Annotated in this window: 23 protein-coding genes and 2 tRNA genes; 17 read left to right on the top strand and 8 right to left on the bottom strand. The window is 66.7% G+C overall.

Annotated elements, in window-relative coordinates; genetic code table 11:
* The first annotated feature begins 46 nt into the window (after positions 1-46).
* The 9 genes from rpe (at position 47) to ACTXG9_RS11645 (ending at position 8,229) form a co-directional block, all read left to right on the top strand.
* Entirely contained in the window at positions 47-724 is a 678-nt protein-coding gene (rpe, locus tag ACTXG9_RS11605) for a ribulose-phosphate 3-epimerase (protein WP_006474082.1), read from the top strand.
* A 12-nt stretch (positions 725-736) separates the two neighbouring features.
* The gene (locus tag ACTXG9_RS11610) at positions 737-1,219 is read left to right on the top strand and encodes a GNAT family N-acetyltransferase (protein WP_134735182.1); all 483 of its coding nucleotides are present in this window, start codon (positions 737-739) and stop codon (positions 1,217-1,219) included.
* A 224-nt stretch (positions 1,220-1,443) separates the two neighbouring features.
* The gene (yegS, locus tag ACTXG9_RS11615; RefSeq protein WP_019661512.1) at positions 1,444-2,373 is read left to right on the top strand and encodes a lipid kinase YegS; all 930 of its coding nucleotides are present in this window, start codon (positions 1,444-1,446) and stop codon (positions 2,371-2,373) included.
* A 312-nt stretch (positions 2,374-2,685) separates the two neighbouring features.
* Positions 2,686-4,161, top strand: coding sequence for an anthranilate synthase component I (trpE, locus tag ACTXG9_RS11620; RefSeq protein WP_014648670.1), 1,476 nt, complete (start codon positions 2,686-2,688; stop codon positions 4,159-4,161).
* Positions 4,162-4,228: 67 nt separating this feature from the next.
* Complete coding sequence (locus ACTXG9_RS11625; protein ID WP_456115782.1) at positions 4,229-5,008, top strand: SIMPL domain-containing protein; 780 nt, start codon at positions 4,229-4,231, stop codon at positions 5,006-5,008.
* 2 nt (positions 5,009-5,010) lie between these two features.
* The gene (locus ACTXG9_RS11630) at positions 5,011-5,598 is read left to right on the top strand and encodes an anthranilate synthase component II (protein WP_019661509.1); all 588 of its coding nucleotides are present in this window, start codon (positions 5,011-5,013) and stop codon (positions 5,596-5,598) included.
* Between the two features lie 16 nt (positions 5,599-5,614).
* On the top strand, positions 5,615-6,646 hold the full coding sequence (gene trpD, locus ACTXG9_RS11635; protein ID WP_019661508.1) for an anthranilate phosphoribosyltransferase: 1,032 nt from the start codon (positions 5,615-5,617) through the stop codon (positions 6,644-6,646).
* 75 nt (positions 6,647-6,721) lie between these two features.
* Positions 6,722-7,516 carry an indole-3-glycerol phosphate synthase TrpC gene (trpC, locus tag ACTXG9_RS11640; protein WP_019661507.1) on the top strand — a complete coding sequence of 265 codons (795 nt, stop codon included), beginning with the start codon at positions 6,722-6,724 and terminating at the stop codon, positions 7,514-7,516.
* Positions 7,513-8,229: a haloacid dehalogenase-like hydrolase gene (locus ACTXG9_RS11645; RefSeq protein WP_021202670.1), complete on the top strand. Its 717-nt coding sequence runs from the start codon at positions 7,513-7,515 to the stop codon at positions 8,227-8,229. Before trpC ends, ACTXG9_RS11645 begins: the two co-directional genes overlap by 4 nt.
* Positions 8,230-8,370: 141 nt before the next feature.
* On the opposite strand, the gene ACTXG9_RS11650 is transcribed toward ACTXG9_RS11645, so the two are convergent.
* Positions 8,371-9,132: a sulfite exporter TauE/SafE family protein gene (locus tag ACTXG9_RS11650; protein ID WP_456115781.1), complete on the bottom strand. Its 762-nt coding sequence runs from the start codon at positions 9,130-9,132 to the stop codon at positions 8,371-8,373.
* A 62-nt stretch (positions 9,133-9,194) separates the two neighbouring features.
* Positions 9,195-9,884, bottom strand: coding sequence for a cAMP-activated global transcriptional regulator CRP (crp, locus tag ACTXG9_RS11655; RefSeq protein ID WP_010482649.1), 690 nt, complete (start codon positions 9,882-9,884; stop codon positions 9,195-9,197).
* Between the two features lie 149 nt (positions 9,885-10,033).
* Here crp and speD point away from each other — a divergent pair, with 149 nt between their 5' ends.
* Together speD and ACTXG9_RS11665 are read left to right on the top strand one after the other, a co-directional pair.
* The gene (speD, locus tag ACTXG9_RS11660) at positions 10,034-10,828 is read left to right on the top strand and encodes an adenosylmethionine decarboxylase (RefSeq protein WP_019661504.1); all 795 of its coding nucleotides are present in this window, start codon (positions 10,034-10,036) and stop codon (positions 10,826-10,828) included.
* 167 nt (positions 10,829-10,995) lie between these two features.
* Positions 10,996-11,316 carry a DMT family transporter gene (locus ACTXG9_RS11665; RefSeq protein WP_005419816.1) on the top strand — a complete coding sequence of 107 codons (321 nt, stop codon included), beginning with the start codon at positions 10,996-10,998 and terminating at the stop codon, positions 11,314-11,316.
* 111 nt (positions 11,317-11,427) lie between these two features.
* Here ACTXG9_RS11665 and coq7 read toward each other — a convergent pair whose 3' ends face one another.
* Positions 11,428-12,072, bottom strand: a complete 645-nt coding sequence (gene coq7 / locus ACTXG9_RS11670; protein WP_058978875.1) for a 2-polyprenyl-3-methyl-6-methoxy-1,4-benzoquinone monooxygenase — start codon at positions 12,070-12,072, stop codon at positions 11,428-11,430.
* 198 nt (positions 12,073-12,270) lie between these two features.
* Between coq7 and rplM the strand changes: the two genes are divergently transcribed.
* Positions 12,271-12,699, top strand: coding sequence for a 50S ribosomal protein L13 (rplM, locus tag ACTXG9_RS11675; RefSeq protein WP_005414692.1), 429 nt, complete (start codon positions 12,271-12,273; stop codon positions 12,697-12,699).
* Positions 12,700-12,701: 2 nt separating this feature from the next.
* Positions 12,702-13,094 (top strand): 30S ribosomal protein S9, encoded by a 393-nt coding sequence (gene rpsI, locus ACTXG9_RS11680; protein ID WP_019661502.1) that lies wholly within the window; start codon positions 12,702-12,704, stop codon positions 13,092-13,094.
* A 282-nt stretch (positions 13,095-13,376) separates the two neighbouring features.
* On the opposite strand, the gene ACTXG9_RS11685 is transcribed toward rpsI, so the two are convergent.
* Both ACTXG9_RS11685 and ACTXG9_RS11690 read right to left on the bottom strand, forming a co-directional pair.
* Positions 13,377-13,451: transfer RNA gene (locus ACTXG9_RS11685), tRNA-Gln, on the bottom strand.
* 55 nt (positions 13,452-13,506) lie between these two features.
* A tRNA-Met gene (locus ACTXG9_RS11690) sits at positions 13,507-13,583 on the bottom strand.
* Positions 13,584-13,704: 121 nt separating this feature from the next.
* On the opposite strand from ACTXG9_RS11690, the gene ACTXG9_RS11695 reads away from it, so the two are divergent.
* The 3 genes from ACTXG9_RS11695 (at position 13,705) to bfr (ending at position 15,255) form a co-directional block, all read left to right on the top strand.
* Complete coding sequence (locus ACTXG9_RS11695) at positions 13,705-14,325, top strand: RNA pyrophosphohydrolase (RefSeq protein ID WP_019661501.1); 621 nt, start codon at positions 13,705-13,707, stop codon at positions 14,323-14,325.
* Between the two features lie 108 nt (positions 14,326-14,433).
* Positions 14,434-14,643: a (2Fe-2S)-binding protein gene (locus ACTXG9_RS11700; RefSeq protein ID WP_019661500.1), complete on the top strand. Its 210-nt coding sequence runs from the start codon at positions 14,434-14,436 to the stop codon at positions 14,641-14,643.
* Positions 14,644-14,784: 141 nt separating this feature from the next.
* On the top strand, positions 14,785-15,255 hold the full coding sequence (bfr, locus tag ACTXG9_RS11705) for a bacterioferritin (RefSeq protein WP_005414691.1): 471 nt from the start codon (positions 14,785-14,787) through the stop codon (positions 15,253-15,255).
* A gap of 1 nt (position 15,256) precedes the next feature.
* Here the strand turns inward: bfr and ACTXG9_RS11710 are convergent, their stop codons facing one another.
* From ACTXG9_RS11710 to ACTXG9_RS11720, 3 genes are read right to left on the bottom strand one after another with little or no spacing between them, the layout of a single operon-like run.
* Positions 15,257-17,488, bottom strand: a complete 2,232-nt coding sequence (locus ACTXG9_RS11710; protein WP_111099170.1) for an ATP-binding protein — start codon at positions 17,486-17,488, stop codon at positions 15,257-15,259.
* Between the two features lies 1 nt (position 17,489).
* The gene (locus tag ACTXG9_RS11715) at positions 17,490-19,376 is read right to left on the bottom strand and encodes an EAL domain-containing protein (protein ID WP_111103065.1); all 1,887 of its coding nucleotides are present in this window, start codon (positions 19,374-19,376) and stop codon (positions 17,490-17,492) included.
* 44 nt (positions 19,377-19,420) lie between these two features.
* Entirely contained in the window at positions 19,421-20,038 is a 618-nt protein-coding gene (locus ACTXG9_RS11720; protein ID WP_019661497.1) for a DUF4126 domain-containing protein, read from the bottom strand.
* A gap of 179 nt (positions 20,039-20,217) precedes the next feature.
* Between ACTXG9_RS11720 and ACTXG9_RS11725 the strand changes: the two genes are divergently transcribed.
* A complete protein-coding gene (locus ACTXG9_RS11725) occupies positions 20,218-20,961 on the top strand; it encodes a DUF6776 family protein (protein ID WP_019661496.1) in 744 nt (247 codons plus the stop codon).
* Positions 20,962-20,964: the final 3 nt, after the last annotated feature.

Here is a 20,964-nt window from a genome sequence, read left to right on the forward strand (position 1 = left end):
CGCCTGCGGGCGGGAGAATCCTTTCCCCGTTCCGAAGGCCCCGGCCATGTCCAACTGCCTCATCGCCCCGTCCATTCTCTCTGCCAACTTCGCCCGTCTCGGCGAGGAAGTCGACAACGTCCTCGCCGCTGGCGCGGACTGGGTCCACTTCGACGTGATGGACAACCACTACGTGCCGAACCTGACCATCGGCCCGATGGTCTGCCAGGCGCTGCGCAAGCACGGCGTGACCGCGCCGATCGACGTGCACCTGATGGTCGAGCCGGTGGACCGCATCATCCCGGACTTCGCCGAGGCCGGTGCCACCTACATCAGCTTCCATCCGGAGGCGAGCCGCCACGTGCACCGCACCATCCAGCTGATCCGCTCGCTGGGCTGCAAGCCGGGCATCGTGCTCAATCCGGCCACCCCGGTGGACATCCTCGACTGGGTGCTGGATGACCTGGACCTGGTGCTGCTGATGTCGGTCAACCCGGGCTTCGGCGGCCAGGCCTTCATCCCCTCGGCGCTGGACAAGCTGCGCGTGGTGCGCAAGATGATCGATGCCAGCGGCAAGGACATCCGCCTGGAGATCGACGGTGGCGTGAAAGCCGACAACATCGGTGAGATCGCCGCCGCCGGCGCTGACACCTTCGTTGCCGGTTCGGCCATCTTCAACGCCAGGACCAGCTACCAGGACGTGATCGCGCAGATGCGCGCGAACGTTGCTGCGGCAAGGGGCTGAGCCATGGGTACGGTGGCCGTGTTGAACATCCGCCCGGCCACCGTGGCCGACGCTGGCCTGATCCTGCGCTTCATCCGCGAACTGGCCATCTACGAGAAGGCCGAGCATTCGGTGCAGACCGATGAGATCGGTATTGCCGAAAGCCTGTTCGGTGCCGATGCGACTGCCCGCGCGTTGATCTGCGAAGCCGACGGTGAGGCCATCGGCTATGCGGTGCATTTCTACAACTACTCCACCTGGCTGGGCCGCAAGGGCATCTACCTGGAAGACCTCTACATCAGCCCGGAGAAGCGCGGCGGCGGCGCCGGCAAGGCACTGCTGAAGTACATCGCCCGCCAGGCCGTGGCCGAAGGCTGCGGTCGTTTCGAATGGTCGGTGCTGGACTGGAACACCCCGGCCATCGAGTTCTACACCGCCGCCGGCGCAAAGCCGCAGGACGAGTGGACCGTGTACCGGCTGCAGGGCCAGGCGCTGCACGATTTCGCCAACGGTTGACGTGAAATGCATCCACGCATGGCGTGGATCTACGGCCGGCAAAAAAAAGGCCACGCCAATCACTGGCGTGGCCTCGCTGCATGCGTGGGAGGCTGATCCTGCCTCCATCCGTCGTCCCTGCTATGGACTCCCATTCTCCGGTAGCTGAATGACATCTGCGTGACATTCACCGCGGGAAAACAGCGCATTGCTAGCCTGTGCCACCGCATCCCTGGAAGCTCTGCATGACCACCCCGCGCTGGCGCCTGATCCTCAACGGCAAATCCGCCGGCAACGATGAGTTGCGCGACGCCGTCGGCCATTGGCGCGGACAGGGCGTGCAGCTGGAAGTGCGGGTGACCTGGGAAGACGGTGACGCCGAACGCTACGTGGCCGAGGCGATCGATCATGGCGTGGACGTGATCGTGGCCGCCGGTGGCGATGGCACGCTCAGTGCGGTGGCCGAGACACTGGCACATCGTGAGGAGCCGGCAGATGCGCTGCCCTCGCTGGCGCTGATTCCGATGGGGACCGCCAACGATTTCGCGACTGCTGCCGGCATTCCCACTGAGCCGAAGGAGGCCTTCGCCTTGATCGGGCAGGCGACGCCGCACGCCATTGACCTGTTGCGCGTGGACGCCGATGGCACGCAATGGTGGTGCGCCAATCTCGCCAGCGGTGGCTTCGGCACCCAGGTGACGGTGGAGACCGATGCCGGCCTGAAGAAGATGCTGGGCGGGCTGGCCTATGTGATCACCGGCATCGCCAAGCTGGGCCGCATCGAGCCGATCACCGCGCGCCTGTCCGGCCCGGATTTCGCCTGGGAAGGCGACTTCATCGCCCTGGGCATCGGCAATGGTCGCCAGGCCGGCGGTGGCCAGCAGTTGTGCCCGCAGGCCGTGATCGACGATGGGCTGCTGGATGTCACCGTGCTTCCGGAACTGGAGGGTGAGGTCACCGCCACGCTCGGCCAGATGCTGAAGTCGGGCACCCAGGCGGCGCTGGAACAGCTGGCCACGCGTGCGCGGCTGCCGTGGCTGCAGGTGGAGTCCGAGCGCCCGTTGACCCTCAACCTGGACGGCGAACCAGTCCAGGCCCGCCAGTTCCGCATCGCGTGCGTGCCGGGCAGGGTGCGCATGCACCTGCCGGTCGGTTGCCCGTTGCTGGCTGGGTAGGGGAGGTAGAGTCGACTGTTAGTCGACTGCTTTTCGTTCCGACGGCGTAAAATCCCGCGCTACGCGCGCAAGTCGACTAACAGTCGACTCTACCGGTTCCCGCGCCGGTCCCCCACCGGTCCCCGCCATGAGCCCTGTGCTTTCCCGTGGTTCAGTTTCCCAGGGTTCCCCTCCCGCCCCGGCTGCGATACAGTCAGGGGGTGTCCAGCCTGACGACCCCGCATACCCTTTCTTCCGCACGCCGTTGGTGGCGATGGTGGCCCGTTGCCGTCGTCCGCCCCCATAACGCTGTGTCCCGGAAGGAAAGTCGTCTTGAACTCGCACGCTCAGTTTCAGCAGCAGGCCGCTGAAGGCCACACCCACATTCCCGTCGTCCGTGAAGTGCTGTCCGACCTGGACACGCCGCTTTCGGTCTATCTGAAGCTCGCCGACGGCCCCAATACCTACCTGTTTGAATCCGTCGAAGGCGGCGAGCGCTTTGGTCGTTACTCGATCATCGGCCTGCCGGCGCGTCGCGTGTACGCCTTCCATGGCCACACGCTGACTGTGCGCGAAGACGGCCAGGTGGTGGACACCCGCGAGGTGGCCGACCCGTTCGCCGAAGTCGAGGCGCTGCGCAGCGCCCACTCGGTGCCGAAGCTGGAAGGCCTGCCGGGCTTCACCGGTGGCCTGGTCGGCTGGTTCGGTTTCGAGTGCATCGGCTACATCGAGCCGCGCCTGGCCCCGCCGGCCGGCCGCGATGAGCTGGGCACGCCGGACATCCTGCTGCTGGATTCCAACGAGCTGGCGGTGTTCGACAATCTCAAGGGCCGGCTGTACCTGATCGTGCACGCCGACCCACGGGTCGAGGGCGCCTTCGAGCAGGCCCAGGCACGCCTGGATGCGCTGACTGCCAAGCTGCGCGCGCCCGGCGCCGGTTATCCCGCACCGCTCAACAGCGACGTGCTGGACGAGTCCGACTTCGTCTCCGGCTTCACCCGCGAAGGCTTCGTCGATGCGGTCCAGCGCAGCAAGGAATACATCCGCGCCGGTGACATCTTCCAGGTGGTGCTCAGCCAGCGCCTGAGCGTGCCGTTCAAGGCGCGCCCGGTGGATGTGTACCGCGCGCTGCGTGCACTGAACCCGTCGCCGTACATGTACTTCCTGGATGTCGGCGACCTGCAGGTGGTCGGTTCATCGCCGGAAATCCTGGTACGCCTTCAGGACGGCGAAGTCACCGTGCGCCCGATCGCCGGCACCCGCCCGCGTGGCGCCACGCCCGAGCTGGACCTGGCGCTGGAAGCCGAGCTGCTGGCCGATCCGAAGGAACGCGCCGAGCACCTGATGCTGATCGACCTGGGCCGCAACGATGCCGGCCGCGTCTCCAAGGCAGGTACCGTGGAGGTGGGCGAGCAGTTCGTGATCGAACGCTACAGCCACGTGATGCACATCGTCAGCGAAGTGACCGGGCAGCTGCAGCCGGGCCTGAGCTATGCCGACGTGCTGCGTGCCACCTTCCCGGCCGGCACGGTCAGCGGCGCGCCGAAGATCCGCGCGCTGGAAGTGATCCGCGAGCTGGAACCGATCAAGCGCAATGTCTACGCCGGCAGCATCGGCTACATCGGCTGGCACGGCGATGCCGATACCGCGATCGCGATCCGCACCGCGGTGATCAAGGACGGCCGCCTGTACGTGCAGGCCGGCGCCGGCATCGTCTACGACTCGGACCCGGACAAGGAATGGGATGAGACGATGAACAAGGGCCGCGCGCTGTTCCGCGCCGTCGCCCAGGCCGCCAAGGGCCTGTGATCCTCCCCGTGCCGTGGCCTGCGCCGCGGCACCTTCCGCTGTTCCCATTCAAGACAAGGAGTACCGCATGAAGCTGCTGAGCGCATTGCTGTGGTCGTCACTGCTGGCCACGATGGCCCCGTCTGCGTGGGCGCAGGCCAACACGATTCCCTCGCAGCCGCACCTGCTGGTGAAGGGGCAGGGCAGCCGCACGGTGATGCCGGACCGGTTCGGCCTGCAGTTGAACATCGAAGAGACCGACATGGACGCCGACGCCGCGCGCCGCCGCGTGCAGGACAACGTTGCCCGCGTGCTGGCACTGTTCAAGCAGCACAAGGCGGTGGACGGCAGCGTGCGTGCGGACAACCTGCGGATCGGCCCGGCCACGCTCTATGAGCAGAACCGGCAGGTCTTCATCGGTACCCGTGTATCGCGCCAGCTGCGTGCCAGCTTCGCCAGCGTGAAGGCGATGCAGGATGTGCTGGGGGCGTTGAAGGCCAACGAGAACGTACAGGTGAGCAGCCTGGCGCCGACCTATTCGGGCGAAGTGGCGCTGCGCCGCGAACTCAAGGGCGAGGCAGCGGCCCAGACCCGCGAGTCCGCGCAGGGCCTGGCCAAGGCCTATGGAACAAGAGTGCGTGGCCTGTACAGCATCTCCGATGTGGCGCCGGACTTCGCCTACGGCATCCGGGCCGGGCAATGGCCCCAGCAGGGCGAGGACGGCGGGGACCTCGACAGGATCTCGGTGACCGGCAGCTACGCGCCCGCCTCCGCGCCCGCGCCCGCTGAGCCCGAATCCATTGAAGCCGGCCCCATCACCTACACCGAAAACGTGTACGCCATTTTCCTGATAAGCGACGGAACCTGACCATGTTGTGGATGATCGACAACTACGACAGCTTCACCTACAACCTCGTGCAGTACCTGCAGACGCTGGGCGCCGAAGTGAAGGTGGTGCGCAACGATGTGATGAGCGTGGACGAGATCGCCGCGCAGAAGCCCGAGCGCATCGTCATTTCGCCCGGCCCGTGCACCCCCAACGAAGCGGGCGTTTCGCTGGAGCTGATCGAACGCCTGGGCCCGACCACGCCGATCCTCGGCGTGTGCCTGGGCCACCAGGGCATCGGCCAGGTCTACGGCGGCACCGTCATCCGCGCCGGCAACATCATGCACGGCAAGACCTCGCCGATCCGACATGAAGGCAAGGGCGTGTTCGCCGGCCTGCCGGACCGCTACCAGGCCACCCGCTACCACTCGCTGGTGGTGGACAAGAACAGTCTGCCCGACTGCCTGGAAGTGACCGCCTGGACCGAGAACGAGGACGGCTCGATCGAAGAGATCATGGGCCTGCGCCACCGCCAGTTCCCGGTGGAAGGCGTCCAGTTCCATCCCGAATCCATCCTCACCGAACACGGCCACGCGCTGCTGCGCAATTTCCTCCAGCGCCCGGCGGCCTGATCCAAGGAGCATACCCATGAGCTTCTCCCCCCAGGAAGCCCTGCATCGCACCATCGAGCACCGCGAAATCTTCTTCGACGAAATGGTCGACCTGATGCGGCAGATCATGCGCGGCGATGTGTCTCCGATGATGACCGCCGCGATCCTCACCGGCCTGCGCGTGAAGAAGGAGACCGTGGACGAAATCGCCGCGGCGGCCACCGTGATGCGTGAATTCGCCCGGCCAGTGCCGGTGGCCGATACCTCCAACCTGGTTGATATCGTCGGTACCGGTGGCGATGGCTCGCACACCTTCAACATCTCCACCTGCTCGATGTTCGTCGCGGCCGCCGCCGGCGCGCGCGTGGCCAAGCATGGCAATCGCAGCGTGTCGTCCAAGTCCGGCAGTGCCGATGCGCTGGAAGCGCTGGGCGCGGTGATCGAACTGCAGCCGGATCAGGTGGCCGCGGCCATCGAGCGGACCGGCATCGGCTTCATGTTCGCGCCGATCCATCATCCGTCGATGAAGGTGGTCGCGCCGGTACGCCGCGAGATGGGCGTGCGCACCATCTTCAACATCCTCGGCCCGCTGACCAATCCGGCCAGCGCGCCGTCTGTGCTGATGGGCGTGTTCCATCCCGATCTGGTGGGCATCCAGGCCCGCGTGCTGCGCGAACTGGGCACCGAGCGCGCGATGGTGGTCTGGGGCCGCGACAACATGGACGAGATCTCGCTGGGGGCGGGCACCCTGGTGGGCGAGCTGCGCGACGGCAAGGTCCGCGAGTACGAGATCCACCCGGAAGACTTCGGCATCGCCATGTCGGCCAGCCGCAACCTGCGCGTGGACGGCCCGGAACAGTCCATCCAGATGCTGCGCGCGGTGCTGGACAACGAGCCGGGCCCGGCGCTGGACATCGTGGCGCTCAATGCCGGTGCCGCCCTGTACGTTGCCGGCGTGGCCAGCGATATCGGCGATGGCCTGGCCCGTGCCCGTGCCGCCATCGCCAATGGCAGCGCCCGCCAGCGCCTGCAGCAGTACATTGAAACCACCCGCGCGCTGGTTGCCTGAGCGCGCGGTTCAGCCTGACCCCGTCGATGGCCCGATAATGGCCGTCCTCACCGCCCCCGCACCGACCCGAAGACGATGAGCGACATCCTGCAGACGATCCTGGCCCGCAAGGCCGAAGAAGTGGCCCAGCGCCGCGCCCAGCGCCCGCTTGAGGAGCTGCAGGCCGCCGCGGCCAGCGCCCCGCCGGTACGCGGCTTCGTGCGCGCGCTGCAGGCGGCGGTGGCCAATGGCGACCCGGCGGTGATCGCCGAGGTGAAGAAGGCCAGCCCATCCAAGGGTGTGATCCGCCCGGACTTCCGCCCGGCCGACATCGCCGTCAGCTACGAATTCGGCGGTGCCAGCTGCCTGTCGGTGCTGACCGACGTGGACTTCTTCCAGGGTGCCGACGCCTACCTGCAGCAGGCCCGCGAGGCCTGCACGCTGCCGGTGCTGCGCAAGGACTTCGTGATCGACGCTTACCAGGTGTACGAAGCGCGCGTGCTGGGCGCCGACTGCATCCTGCTGATCGTGGCCGCGCTGGACGACACCCAGCTGGCCACCTTGTCCGAACTGGCGCTGTCGCTGGGCATGGACGTGCTGGTGGAAGTGCACGACATCGACGAACTGGAGCGTGCGCTGCAGGTGCCGGCACCGATGATCGGCATCAACAACCGCAACCTGCGCACCTTCGAGGTGTCGCTGCAGACCACGCTGGACATGCAGCAGGCCGTGCCGCGCGACCGCCTGCTGGTCACCGAGAGTGGCATCCTGGGGCCGCAGGACGTGGCGCTGATGCGTGATGCCGGCATCCACGCGTTCCTGGTGGGCGAGGCCTTCATGCGCGTGGAAGAGCCGGGCGAGGGCCTGCGTCAGCTATTCTTCGCGGCATGAAAACGCACTATCCGACGCCGCGCGAGGATGCGCCGCTGGTGGTCTTCGACTTCGACCACACCCTCTACGACGGCGATTCGGGCACCCATCTGTTCGCCTCGCTGATCAAGCGCAACCCGTTGCGCATGCTGGCGGCGCTGCTGGTCACGCCGATCGCCGGGCCGATGGTGGCGCTGCTGCCGACCCGTCGTGCCGGCATTTCGGTCTACGTGTGGATCGGCAGCTTCGGCCTGCACCGTGCGCGCGATTTCAACAAGGTGATCGACGCCTATGTGCTGCGCAACGAGGCGCAGATGCGCGCCAAGCTGCTGCCGCAGGCGCTGGAGGTGTTCGCCGCGCACCGGGCCAAGGGCGACCGCGTGGTGGTTGCCACAGGTGCGCCGCCGGAGCTTGCACGCGCGATCCTGGCCTTCGTGGCCCATCAGGATGTGCCGGTGATCGGTACCGAGGTCGGCCCACGGCTGGGCGGCGTCGGTCCAACCCGTCACTGCCACAACGAAGAGAAAATGCGCATGCTGCGCGAGCGCGGCTACGGCGATATCGATATCGCCTACTCCGACAGCACCGCCGACCTGCCGCTGCTGCTGGCGGCCAAGGCACCGGTGGTGGTGAACCCGAAGCCGGGCCGGGTGGCGTTCTTCCGCCGCGTGCTGCCCGCCGGCACCCGCATCCTCAACTGGGGCTGCGCTGACCGCGGCGGTGACAAGGCGTAGCCCGGGGTCAGATCCGCGTAGGGCCTCCGACCCCATCGCACGATGACGGATCTGCCGGCCAGCGGCCGGCACTACCCTTCTCCGTCGCGGTTGTGCCGGCGCTTCTCCGTCCGGTAGTGCCGGCCGCTGGCCGGCAAGCGCTCAGCGCCCCAGGTGCCCGTACACCGCGTGGCCGATCTGGAACAGGCTGATGCCCAGCACCAGCACGCCCACGGCCACCAGCACCCAGCGCTCCTTCACCCGCTTGACCAGGATCGCCGCCACCGGCGCGGCCATCATGCCGCCGATCAGCAGGCCGGCGACGATCTGCAGGTGCTGCACGCCCATCGACAACAGGAAGGTCGCTGACACCGTCAACGTGACCACGAACTCGGCCGCGTTGACTGTTCCGATGGTGGTGCGCGCCTGGCCGCCCCGGGCGAGCAGGGTGGACGTGGCGATGGGCCCCCAGCCACCGCCGCCGCTGGCGTCGAGCAGGCCGGCGAAGAAGCCCAGCACCGGCACCCGGCGGATCTCGCCCTTGGGCATCCAGCGCCCAGCGGCGCGGGCCAGGATGATGATCGCCAGCACCAGCAGGTACAGGTAGATCAGTGGCCGGATGATCTCGCCCGGGAGCTGCGTGAGCACGTACGCGCCCATGGCGCCGCCCACTGCGCCGGGCAGGGCCAGGCGCAGGAACAGGCGTTTATCGACATTTCCGGCTGCGAGGTGCGACACCCCCGAGGCGCCCGTGGTGAACACTTCAGCGGTGTGGATGCTGGCGCTGACCTGCGCCGGCGGCAGGCCCATGCTCAGCATCACCGACGAGGACACCAGGCCGAACGCCATGCCCAGCGCGCCGTCGACCAGCTGTGCGCCCAGGCCGATGAGGATGAACCACCAGAATTCGCTGCTCAGCTCCATGCACCGAGCCTAGCGCGCCAGGGAGTGCGGACCAAGGTCCGCACCCACCGGGTGCTCAACGGTCAACGGGTGCCGTACAGCACCACGGTCTTGCCGCGGGCATGCAGCAGGCCGTCGGTCTGCAGTTTCTTCAGCACGCGGCCGGCCATCTCGCGCGAGCAGCCGACCAGGCGCGCCAGCTCCTGGCGCGATACACGCAGCTGGCTGCCTTGCGGATGGCTCATCGCCTCCGGTTCCTGCGCCAGGTCGTGCAGGGTGCGCACGATCCGGTCGGTCACGTCCAGGAACGCCAGGCGGCTGGCCTTGCGGCTGGTGTCGAGCAGGCGCTTGGAAATCTGCTGGCCCAGCGCATACAGCAGGCGCGGGGCATCGGCCGACAGCGGGCCGAGGAACAGCTGATGCAGGCGCTCGTAGCTGATTTCAGCCAGCTCGCAGGCGGTGCGGGTCCGCAGGATCACCTCGCGGCGGTCCGATTCGACGAACAGGCCCATCTCGCCGACGAATTCGCCGGCACCAAAGTAGCCCAGCACCAGCTCGCGATCGTCATCTTCCTCGGCCATGATCGAAACCGAGCCGCTGATGACGTAATACAGGGTTCCCGCCGGGTCCCCGGGCCGGAAGACGTCGGTACGGGTGGGGTATCGCCGCCTGTGGCTGTGCGCCAGGAAACGATCGATTGTGGCGATATCCAGGGCCAGTGGACTGCTAGCTAGGCGCACGGTTGACACGATAGGAGCGCTCCCTCTGCGCATGAACGGATTCACGGGGTCGATAGCGGAGCTTAACCAGCGCAATTGTTAAGGGCAAACAGTGTGCCAGATGTGAGCGCTCTTCACGTTCCCCCCGGGGGCAGTTTGCCCCATAATTCCCCCTTTCCCTTCTTACACAGGAATCGACCGCCGTGGTCAAGCCGTTGCCTCGCCTGAGGCTGCAGGGTTTCAACAACCTCACCAAGGCGCTGAGCTTCAACATCTATGACGTGTGTTACGCGCGCACCGAAGAGGAGCGTCAGCGTTACATTGAATACATCGATGAAGAGTACAACGCCGACAGGCTGACTCAGATCTTGACCGATGTCGCCGAGATCATCGGCGCCAACATCCTGAACGTGGCCCGCCAGGACTACGACCCGCAGGGTGCCTCGGTGACCATCCTGATCTCCGAAGAACCGGTGATCGACAAGAAGCTGGCCGGCAAGGAGCTGATCTCCGACGCCGTGGTCGCGCACATGGACAAGAGCCACATCACGGTCCATACCTACCCGGAGACCCATCCGCAGGAAGGTATCGCGACGTTCCGCGCGGACATCGACGTGGCCACCTGTGGCGTCATTTCCCCGCTGAAGGCCCTGAACTACCTGATCGAGAGCCTGGAATCGGACATCGTGATCATGGACTACCGCGTCCGTGGCTTCACCCGTGATGTGAAGGGCAAGAAGCACTTCATCGACCACAAGATCAACTCGATCCAGAACTTCCTGGCCAAGAACATCAAGTCGCGTTACGAGATGTTCGACGTCAACGTCTACCAGGAAAACATCTTCCACACGAAGATGCACCTGAAGGACTTCGACCTGGACCAGTACCTGTTCGAGGAAAAGGCCAGGAACCTGTCGTTCAAGGAGCGCATGAAGATCGAGGCGCTGCTCAAGCGCGAGATCGAAGAGTTGTTCCACGGCCGGAACCTGTCCGAGTAAGCCCCATGTGCGATGCCCGCAGGCATCGCCACCCAGGCGGGACGACCCGCCCCGTGGAACTGGCGTCGCACGCGCGATTTGCTCCATGGTGATGTACCGACCCACGGCCCGGTGTGAAAACACCGGGCCGTTTCGTTTTTTCCCAAAAAGGTAAGGAGCCCCCACCCATGCCCTGGATCTACCTGCTGCTGGCCGGCCTGTTCGAGATCGGTTTCGCCCTCGGAATGAAGTACTCGGAAGGCTTCAGCAAACCCTTGCCCACCGTTGCTACGGTGGTCTCCGCCCTGATCAGCCTGTACCTGATGAGCCAGGCGATGAAGAGCATCCCGGTCGGCACGGCCTATGCGATCTGGACCGGCATCGGTGCCATGGGTGTGGCGGTGCTGGGCATCTACCTGTTCAACGACAGCGCATCGCCGGCGCGCCTGGCCTGCGTGGGCCTGATCGTGGCCGGCGTGATCGGCCTGAAGCTGGTGTCGCCGAACTGATTGATGGCCCGACCAACGGTCGGGCCCCACCGTCGGCCCCCACCGTCGGCCCCCACCGTCGGCCCCCCCCGCACCTCCTGGTAGGCCCGCACGGTTGGTGCGGGCGGCCGTTCAAATGCGGTAAGCGATGGTCTTCATCACCCTGGAGGCCAGTGCCATCGCGCCCGGAATCGGGAACGGAAGGCGGCGTGCGCCGGCCTGCTCGGCGTGCTCGGCATGGCGGGCCTCGTCCTCCTTCATCACCTGGATGACCGCGCGGCTGCGCAGATCGCCGGGCGGCAGATTGACCAGGTGCTCGTCCAGATGGGCTTCCACCTGGCGCTCGGTCTCGACCACGAAGCCCAGGTTCCAGCCGTCGCCGCGCAGCCCGGCCAGGGTGCCGATCGTGTAGCTGCCGGCGTACCACAGGGGGTTGAACAGGCTGGGACGGCTGTCCAGTTCGGCCAGCCGGGTGGCACACCAGGCCAGATGGTCGGTCTCTTCCTGGGCCGCTTCCAGCAGGTGTTCACGCGTGGCCGGGTCGCGGGCCACGGCGGCCTGGCCGAAATACAGGCCCTGCGCGCAGACTTCGCCGACGTGGTTGATCCGCATCAGGCCGGCTGCATGGCGGCGCTCGGCGCTGCCCATGCCGGGCTCGTCGGTCTCCGCAGCCGGGTAGGGGCGGGCCGCCGGTGGGTTGCCGAACACCGTGTCCAGGGCGCGCTGCGCCTCGGTCAGCAGGTGGTCCAGCGGGGTGGTCTGGCGGAGCACGGTCATGGCAGTACGCGGTGGGGCGGAAGTCCCCCCGATTCTCGCCCGGCCCTGCGTCCGTGCCAACCCGGCCTGACGGTCCACTTGCAAGTGGCTGGCAAGGCCAGTACAATCCCGCCTCTTGCGCTTCACCTTTTCACAACGCGTGGCAGAGTTCCGGCGAGCCTTTCGCCGCAATGAGCCCGACCTAACCTAGAGTTCTTCATGAGCACTTTCACTGCCAAGAACGAGACCGTCCAGCGCGACTGGTACCTCGTCGACGCCGAGGGCAAGACCCTGGGCCGTCTCGCCACCGAGCTGGCCCGCCGTCTGCGTGGCAAGCACAAGCCGGTCTACACCCCGCACGTTGATACCGGCGACTACTTGGTCGTCATCAATGCAGAAAAGATTGCCGTCACCGGCAAGAAGCTGCAGGACAAGATGTATCACCGTTTCACCGGTTACATCGGCAACCTGAAGACCGAGTCCCTGGCCCAGGCGCTGGAGCGCCACCCGGAGCGCGTGATCGAGATCGCCGTCAAGGGCATGCTGCCGAAGGGCCCGCTGGGTCGCCAGATGTACCGCAAGCTCAAGGTCTACGCCGGCACTGAGCATCCGCACGCCGCACAGCAGCCGCAGGTTCTGGATATCTAATCATGGCTATCACTCAAAACTACGGCACTGGCCGCCGCAAGTCCTCCACCGCTCGCGTGTTCCTGCGCAAGGGTTCGGGCAACATCACCGTCAATGGTCGTCCGCTGGACGAGTTCTTCGGTCGTGAGACCGCGCGCATGATCGTGCGCCAGCCGCTCGAGCTGACCAAGAACACCGAAAGCTTCGACATCCTGGTCACCGCCGCTGGCGGCGGCACCACCGGCCAGGCCGGTGCGATCCGTCTGGGTATCGCCCGTGCGCTGGTCGAGTACGACGAAAGCCTGAAGTCCGAGCTGCGCAAGGCTGGCTTCATGACCCGCGACGCCCGCGAAGTCGAGCGTAAGAAGGTCGGTCTGCACAAGGCCCGCCGCGCCACCCAGTTCTCCAAGCGCTGATCTGCTGCGCCTGGTTGGGCTCCTTCGGGGGCCCGCTGGATGGAAAAGCAAAAGCCCGGCTTCGGCCGGGCTTTTGTCGTTTTGGAGTCAGGCATTTCGTGGTTGCCGGCCAGCGGCCGGCACTACCCGTCTTTTTGCATGTCCGACCCCGGGCCTCTCTCTGGAGAAGAGCCCCCTTGTTGTTCAAGGGGGTGCGCCGACAGGCGCGGGGATAAGGTGGAATGCGTGACCAAATTAAAAGCAAAAGGCCAGATCTTTCGATCTGGCCTTTTGCTTTTAATTTGGCTGCCCCGGATGGATTCGAACCACCGAATGCCTGAGTCAGAGTCAGGTGCCTTACCGCTTGGCGACGGGGCAAAACGTACAACGATTTTCTCACTTATCACGCTGAAAAACAACTTCATTTTCAGTGTGGTGGCTATGGGTGGACTCGAACCACCGACCCCAGCATTATGAGTGCTGTGCTCTAACCGGCTGAGCTACATAGCCTTGGTGAGCCCGCTATTCTGCGGATGTGTACCGTCCCTGTCAACACTTTTGTGCCGTGCTTGTGGGCCGACAGAGGGCGTGGGATAGTCCCGGGCAGTAGATTTTCTTAGGAGTCCGCATCGTGATCGATCCGGACGGCTATCGACCGAACGTCGGCATTGTGCTGATGCGGCAGGACGGCCAGGTGTTCTGGGCACGACGCGTGCGCCGGGATGGTTGGCAGTTCCCGCAAGGGGGCATGAACACCGATGAGACGCCCGTCGAGGCCATGTATCGTGAACTGCAGGAAGAAACCGGCCTGCTGCCTGAGCATGTGGAAGTGCTCGGGGCCACGCCCGGTTGGCTGCGCTACAAGCTGCCGGCGCGGGCCATCCGCCGCAACGAGCGGCAGGTCTGCATCGGCCAGAAGCAGGTCTGGTTCCTGCTGCGCCTGACCGGCGACGAATCCCATGTGAAGCTGGACCACACTGACTCGCCCGAGTTCGATCATTGGCGCTGGGTCGATTTCTGGTACCCGGTGGAGCATGTGGTGGTGTTCAAGCGCGGCGTCTATGCGCGCGCACTGCGTCATCTGGCGCCTTTGGCGCGCGGGGTCGCCGGGCAGGGCGTAACCGCCATGCCCAAGAGCGCCGCCGAGGCTTGGATGCCCGGCCACACGGCCGGCCACGACCGCCCGCGCAAGCGCCCGCGGACGCGCGGCTACTGGCCGAAGAAGGCCACGGGTGATGGCCCAGCCAGCTGACGGGCTGAACGGTATCGAGAATGGTTCAGGTCTCTGATTGACAACCATTCTCGTTTCCATTGGAATAGCCACCAGGCCGCTCCTGGCCTGTCAGCCCGGTTCCCGCCTGTGTACGTCTGCATCTGCAACGGAGTCACCGACCACCAGATCCGCGAAGCCGCCAGCCATGGTGTCAGCACGGTGGCCGAACTGACCATGCGGACCGGCTGTGGTGCGACCTGCGGTTCCTGCCTGGACATGGCCGCGGACCTCTTGGCCAAGGCGCGTGCGACCCACGATCTGCCGCTGCCGGTATTGGGCCTGGCCCAGGTTGCCTGATCGTTTCTTCGCGGCGCATTGACGCCGCGCTTTTGCATCCTTCACGCGCGGCCGCACAGGCCAATGCGCACGATTCGCGTTCCTTCACGGCCGCAGGCAAGGCGTTAAAGTGCCTGCGTTTTCAGCGTGCAGGAGCATCCCATGAAGGGCGACACCAAGGTCATCGAATTCCTCAACAAGGTCCTCTACAACGAGTTGACCGCGATCAACCAGTACTTCCTGCACGCCAAGATGCTGAAGAACTGGGGCATCAAGGAACTGGCCGAGCACGAGTACAAGGAATCGATCGACGAGATGAAGCATGCCGACATGCTCGCCGACCGCATCCTGTTCCTCGAAGGCCTGCCGAACTTCCAGGCGCTGGGCAAGCTGCGCATCGGCGAGAACCCGACCGAGATCCTGCAGTGCGACCTGTCGCTGGAGCGCGACGGCGTGGTCACCCTGCGCGAGGCCGTCGCCTATGCCGATTCGGTCGGCGACTATGTCAGTCGCCAGCTGTTCGTGAAGATTCTCGATTCGGAAGAAGAACACATCGACTGGCTGGAAACCCAGCTCGACCTGATCGAGCGCATCGGCGAGCCCAAGTACCTGCTGAGCAAGCTGGAAGAGTGAGTCAGCTGTCCTGGCCCGCACGATGCTGCGCCAGGTAGCCCGTCAGGGCCACACGTGCCCGGGCGAATTCGGCAACCAGCAGCGCGACCGCCACCGCGGGGCGCTGCAGGCTGCCACCACGGGCCTCGCGTTCGATGCGCTGCGCGACCGCCGACAGCGACAGGGCTCCCACGTTCGCACTCGACGATTTCAGGCTGTGCGCGACCGCCTGCAGGCGGGGCTCGTCGCCGCTCTGCGCGGCCTGCTGCAGCTGCTGCACCATCGCTGGCGCATCGTCAAGAAAGACCGACACGATCTGGATGGCGGCGTCGCCGATCACCGCGTGCAGTTCGTCCAGCACATCGCGGTCGAGTACCGGTTGTGGCTTGGAGCCCACTCGGCTGTCATCGTCCTGCAGAGCCGAGCCATGCTCGGCTGATGGAGCCCCACTGCTGTTGGCCGTCAGCCGAGCCATGCTCGGCTCTGCAGAAGGCCGTGCAGGTGATGCGGCTTTACCGCCACCCCAGCGCTTCAACAGCGCATGCAGCGTGGCGCGGGCGATCGGCTTGGACAGGTAATCGTCCATGCCAGCCTGCAGGCAGCGCTCGCGGTCGCCGGCCATGGCATTGGCGGTCATCGCGATGATCGGCAGGCGCGCTCGCCCGGTTTCCGCTTCTTCCGCACGCCAGTGGCGCGTGGCGGCGTAGCCGTCCAGCACCGGCATCTGGCAATCCATCAGCACGATGTCCACGCCGCCTTCGCGAAGTGCGGCCAATGCCTGCTCGCCATCGACGGCGTTGCGCACCTCGCACTGGAATACGCGCAGCAGCTGCTCGGCCACCATCCGGTTGACCGTATTGTCTTCCACCAGCAGCACGCGCAGGTGCAGTGGCGGCAGCACCGGCGCGGGTACCCCATCTCCGGCACTGGAAAGCAGGGCGGCAGGACGGGCAGGCGTGACAGGTGCGGCCAGGAGTGCATGCAGTGCGGCATCGTCGAAGTGCGTGGGCAGCTGGCGCTGGCGCGGTCGTTGCGCTGGTGCATCATCCTGCAGCCAGAGCACCTGCAGTGCGTCGTCGTCACCGCGCTCGGCCAGTGCCTGCTGCAGCATCGCCTCGCCGCTGCGCCGCGCGCGTGCATCGACCAGCAGCCACGCCGGTGCCGGTTGCCCGGGTTGCGGCGCGGTGCGCAGCTGTTCGACCACGGCGTCCAGCTGGCTCAGCATCTGCACCTGCAGCCCATGGTGGGCGGCGATGCGCTCGATGCGTTTCTGCAGCATTGCATCGGCACTGAACAGCAGCAGCGCTGTCGGCGCGCGGGCCATCGCCGGCAGGTCGCCGGGCACCTTCAGCAGCGGAATCTCGAACCAGAACGTAGCACCCTGGCCGGGCGTGGACTGCACGCCGATCTGCCCGTGCATCAGGTCGATGATGCGCCTGCAGATGGCCAGGCCCAGGCCGGTGCCGCCGTAGATGCGCGTGGTCGAGGCATCGGCCTGGCTGAAGGACTGGAACAGGCGTGCCTGCAGTGCCTCATCGATGCCGATGCCGGTGTCGATGATCTCGAAGCGCAGCTGGTGCTGGGCCGCGCCTTCGCCCAGCCGCTGCACGCGCAGCTGTACCTGGCCGCGCGCGGTGAACTTGATGGCATTGGCCAGAAGATTGCTCAGCACCTGGCGCAGGCGTACCGGGTCGCCGCGCACCGGCAGGCGCACCGACGGGTCAAGCTGCAGGGTCAGGGACAGGCCCTTGGCGTCGGCGGCGCGCTGCATCAGCTGCACCACGCCATCCAGCAGATCGCGCAGGTTGAAGCTGGTGATTTCCAGTTCCAGCGCCTGTGCTTCCAGCCGTGAGTAGTCGAGGATGTCATCGACGATGCGCAGCAGCTGCTGTGAACTGGCCGAAGCGGTGGCCAGCATCTGCCGCTGGTCCTCGCCCAGCGGCCCGTGCGCGATCAGCTCCAGCATCGGCAGGATGCCGTTGAGCGGGGTGCGGATCTCGTGGCTCATGGTGGCCAGGAACTCGCCCTTGGCCAGCACCGCTGCTTCGGCGGCCTGCTTGGCCTGCAGCAGCTGCTGTTCCAGCTGGCCCTGGCGTTCGGTGGTACGGCGCAGCTGGTCGCGTTCGACGGCGAGCGCATCGTGTGCGCGTTGCAGCCGGGCCAGTGCACGGCTGCGTGCGCGCAGGCGCAGACCCAACAGCAGCGCCACGGCGGCCGCGGCAAGGGCAACCAGCAGCACGCCCCACAGCGGCACGTCAGAGCACCGCGTTGTGGAAGTCGAAGTTCAGGTCGCTGCCGGCCGACTGCACCATGTTGCCCTGGATGTAGTCGACGCCGCCGACCCACATCGCCGCGGCGGCCTGTGGGTCCTCGATCTGCTGCCCGATGATCTGCAGCCCGGCCGCATGTGCCTGTTCGATCGCCTTGCGCAGTTCCTCGCGCGTGGCCGGGTTGGCATGGCTGCTGGAGAAGCGCGCGGCCATGCGCACGAACGACAGCGGCAGCTGGGTCAGCAGGGCGTCGGCTTCGCCGCTGGGCTCGAACTGGCTCAGGCAGAATCGCACCCCGGGGCCGGCCATGCGCTGGCAGAACTGTTGCAGCGGCACGGTGTGGATCAGTGCGTCGGGCAGGCGCACGTCGATCACCAGCGCACTGCCCGGCAGGTCACGCTGCTGCAGCGATTCCAGCAGCCAGTCGGCGAAGGCGTCGCGCTGCAGGGTGCGCAGCGACTGCGAGACGAACAGGTTCAGCGGCGGCGTGGCGTGCCGGTAGAGATCCAGCAGGCCCAGCGCGTGCTCCATCACCTGCTGGTCGAGGTCGGCGATACGGCCTGCCGCTTCGGCGGCCGGAATAACCTGGCCGGCCGCCAGCACCGTGCCATCGGCCTGGCGCAGGCGCAGCAGCAGCTGGTACTGCGCGGTGTTGCCACCGGCGACGGCGACGATCGGCTGATAGGCCAGCTCCAGCTGGCCTTCCAGCAGTGCCAGGTGCTCCTGTTCGGTGACGGCCTGGCGGTGCACATGGCCCGCCACACCGGCGCTGAGCAGGCGTGCCTGCAGAGTGGTGCGCTCGATCGCTTCCAGTGCAGCGTTGGCATCGTCGAAGCCCGGCGACAGCGGCGCATAACCCACCACGCCGCGCAGGTGCACCGATTCGTCGTCGCGGATCACGAAGGCACGCGCCGACAGCTGCTCGCGCAGGGAAGCGGCGATGCCTTCCAGGGCATCTTCGTCGGCGTTGCGGGCCAGCAGCAGGAAACTGTTGTCGTTCAGGCGTGCCAGCAGGTGTGGATGGCCGGCCTCGGCCAGGCGCTGCCCGGCCTGTACCATCAGGCGCTCGAAGGCGGCATAACCATAGCGTTCGCGCAGCCCCAGCGCGCTGGCCACTTCGATGAAGAACACACCGCCCCGGTCGCGGTGGGCGAGTGCGGTGTTGAGCTGCTGCAGCACGTGATGGCGCGTCGGCAGGCCGGTTTCCGGATTGCTGGTGGCCGGTACGCCGCTGGCACCGGGCAGGGTCGCGGCCTGCGCACGTGCGCGGCGGATGCGGTTGGCCACGGCGGCGATCAGGTGGCGCGGGCGGATCGGCTTGCTCAGGTAATCGTCGGCGCCGCTGTCGAGCACTTCGAACTGGCGCTCTGGATCCGGATCGCCGCTGAGGAACACGATCGGCAGCAGCTGCAGGCCGGGCTGCTGGCGGATCAGTGCGGTCAGTCGCATGCCATCCAGTCCGGGCAGGTGCAGATCCATCAGGATCAGGTCGGGACGGTGTTCCTTGATCGCCTGCAGCGCGCCATCGGCGTCGCTGTGCACGATTGCCTGCATGCCGGCGCCGTGCAGCACGCTCTGCGCGAACAGGGCCTGGGCGCGGTCGTCCTCGACGATCAGCACGCGGTAGGGCGAATCGGAGGCCAACGGCGCCTGGTCGTTGTTGCCAGCCTCGGCCAGGAAGGCCGGGCCCGGCAGAGGCGGTGGCGCGCTGCCGATCGATGCGGGCATGTCGCAGCTGGCCAGCGGCGGAACCACTGCGGGTACTGCGGCGACCGCGCTCGCCGGCTCCGCGGCCCAGCGTTGCCAATGATCGGCCGGAGGGGATTCAGCGCGTCCCGGGCGGGCGCCCGCGGGGGATTCGTTTGCGGCCATCGGTGCTCCTGGTGTTCGCGTCCATTATGCGACAAGCCCGAGGTTCAACCGGTACCCGGCTGGCGCGGACCGTCCGGCGACGCACTGCGTGCCAGCCAGCGCACGCCCTTCCACAAGGTGCGCCAGACCAGCCACACCAGCAGCGCGCCCGCCAGGCTGCAGGCCAGCACCACGATCAGCGCGATCCACGGGTGCGCCAGGGCCAGGGCCAGGCCCCCGACCACCACGGTGTCCTCGGCGGCGGAGGCCACCCAGTTGCTGGCAGGCTCGGGCGAGGTATTGAGCAGGGCACGGGTGCCGGCTTTCAGTCCATGGCTGGCCAGCGCGACACCGGCACCGGCAGCAAGTGCGCCGGTACCCAGCTGCCCATCCGGCGACAGCGTGGCTGCGGCAAGGAAGGCACCTGCGGGTACACGTGCCAGGGTCTGCACCAGATCCCACGCCGAGTCCACGCCGGGAATCTTGTCGGCGAAGAATTCGGTCACCGCCAGCGCCGCCGAAGTGCCCAGCACCCACCACGATTCAGTAGCCTGCAGGGCCGGTGGCAGGTCGACCCAGCCGAGCAGGCCGGCCAGGCCGACACCGAACACGGTGAGGTAGACGCGGATGCCGGCCAGCCAGGCCAGCAGGATGCCGATCACGAACAGGTGGGCTTCGGTCATGGCGATGCTCCGGCGACGGAACTGTGCAGGGGACCACACTATCGACGATGGCATGCCTGAACGCCACAGACCGTGGCTCGCTGCTGCGCAGGAAACCCACCCGTCCTGTCATACACTAGCCCGTCGTTTGCCACAGGGGCCGTACCGGTGTCGCCCTTGCGATACCCCGGAAACCACCCATGACCAACCGTCCTCCCATGCGCGTGCAGGTCCGCCTGCCCGGCGCGCCGCAACCGCCTGCCGACCGTCGCCGCCTGCTGGTGATCGGCGGCATCTGGCTGCTCAGCCTGGTGCTGGCCGTGCTCGGTGGCTGCTGGATGGCCACCCCGCGCGATGCCCAGGGCCAGCGCCTGCAGGCCGCCGAGAAGCGTGCCGAGACGCTGCAGGCGCAGCTGACCGAACTGCGCCAGAAGCAGGCCACGCTGGAAGCCTCCGACCGCATCAGCCGCGCTGCCAACACCGAGGTGCAGTCCTCGCTGGCCGAGCGCGATGAGGAAATCGCCGGCCTGCGTGCCGACGTTGCCTTCTATGAGCGCCTGGTGGGTTCGACCAGCCAGCGCAAGGGCCTGAACACCCATTCGATCGAGTTCAGCCCGGAAGCGGCCGGCACCTGGCAGTACACCGCCGTGCTGACCCAGAACCTCAACCGCGGCGCCATCAGCCAGGGGCAGATGCGCTTCACCGTGGAAGGCGTCAGGAACGGCAAGCTGGCCACGATCAGCTGGGATGATCTGCACCAGCGCAGCAAGGTACCGGGACAGGATTACTCGTTCCGGTACTTCCAGCAGCTCACCGGCAGCGTGATGCTGCCGGCTGACTTCACCCCGCAACGCGTGCGGGTGACATTGGGGAGTGGTACGGGGGGTACCACCCAGGTATTCGACTGGAAACAGGCCGGTGCGCCGGCCGCCAAAGGGGAGTAGGCA

The organism is Stenotrophomonas maltophilia group sp. LNF247, from assembly GCF_054083135.1.

Coding starts and splice junctions, on each gene's coding strand:
- rpe (WP_006474082.1), top strand. CDS start 47: ATGTCCAACTGCCTCATCGCCCCGTCCATTCTCTCTGCCAACTTCGCC.
- yegS (WP_019661512.1), top strand. CDS start 1,444: ATGACCACCCCGCGCTGGCGCCTGATCCTCAACGGCAAATCCGCCGGC.
- ACTXG9_RS11625 (WP_456115782.1), top strand. CDS start 4,229: ATGAAGCTGCTGAGCGCATTGCTGTGGTCGTCACTGCTGGCCACGATG.
- ACTXG9_RS11630 (WP_019661509.1), top strand. CDS start 5,011: ATGTTGTGGATGATCGACAACTACGACAGCTTCACCTACAACCTCGTG.
- trpD (WP_019661508.1), top strand. CDS start 5,615: ATGAGCTTCTCCCCCCAGGAAGCCCTGCATCGCACCATCGAGCACCGC.
- trpC (WP_019661507.1), top strand. CDS start 6,722: ATGAGCGACATCCTGCAGACGATCCTGGCCCGCAAGGCCGAAGAAGTG.
- ACTXG9_RS11645 (WP_021202670.1), top strand. CDS start 7,513: ATGAAAACGCACTATCCGACGCCGCGCGAGGATGCGCCGCTGGTGGTC.
- ACTXG9_RS11650 (WP_456115781.1), bottom strand. CDS start 9,132: ATGGAGCTGAGCAGCGAATTCTGGTGGTTCATCCTCATCGGCCTGGGC.
- crp (WP_010482649.1), bottom strand. CDS start 9,884: ATGCGCAGAGGGAGCGCTCCTATCGTGTCAACCGTGCGCCTAGCTAGC.
- ACTXG9_RS11665 (WP_005419816.1), top strand. CDS start 10,996: ATGCCCTGGATCTACCTGCTGCTGGCCGGCCTGTTCGAGATCGGTTTC.
- coq7 (WP_058978875.1), bottom strand. CDS start 12,072: ATGACCGTGCTCCGCCAGACCACCCCGCTGGACCACCTGCTGACCGAG.
- rplM (WP_005414692.1), top strand. CDS start 12,271: ATGAGCACTTTCACTGCCAAGAACGAGACCGTCCAGCGCGACTGGTAC.
- rpsI (WP_019661502.1), top strand. CDS start 12,702: ATGGCTATCACTCAAAACTACGGCACTGGCCGCCGCAAGTCCTCCACC.
- bfr (WP_005414691.1), top strand. CDS start 14,785: ATGAAGGGCGACACCAAGGTCATCGAATTCCTCAACAAGGTCCTCTAC.
- ACTXG9_RS11715 (WP_111103065.1), bottom strand. CDS start 19,376: ATGGCCGCAAACGAATCCCCCGCGGGCGCCCGCCCGGGACGCGCTGAA.
- ACTXG9_RS11720 (WP_019661497.1), bottom strand. CDS start 20,038: ATGACCGAAGCCCACCTGTTCGTGATCGGCATCCTGCTGGCCTGGCTG.
- ACTXG9_RS11725 (WP_019661496.1), top strand. CDS start 20,218: ATGACCAACCGTCCTCCCATGCGCGTGCAGGTCCGCCTGCCCGGCGCG.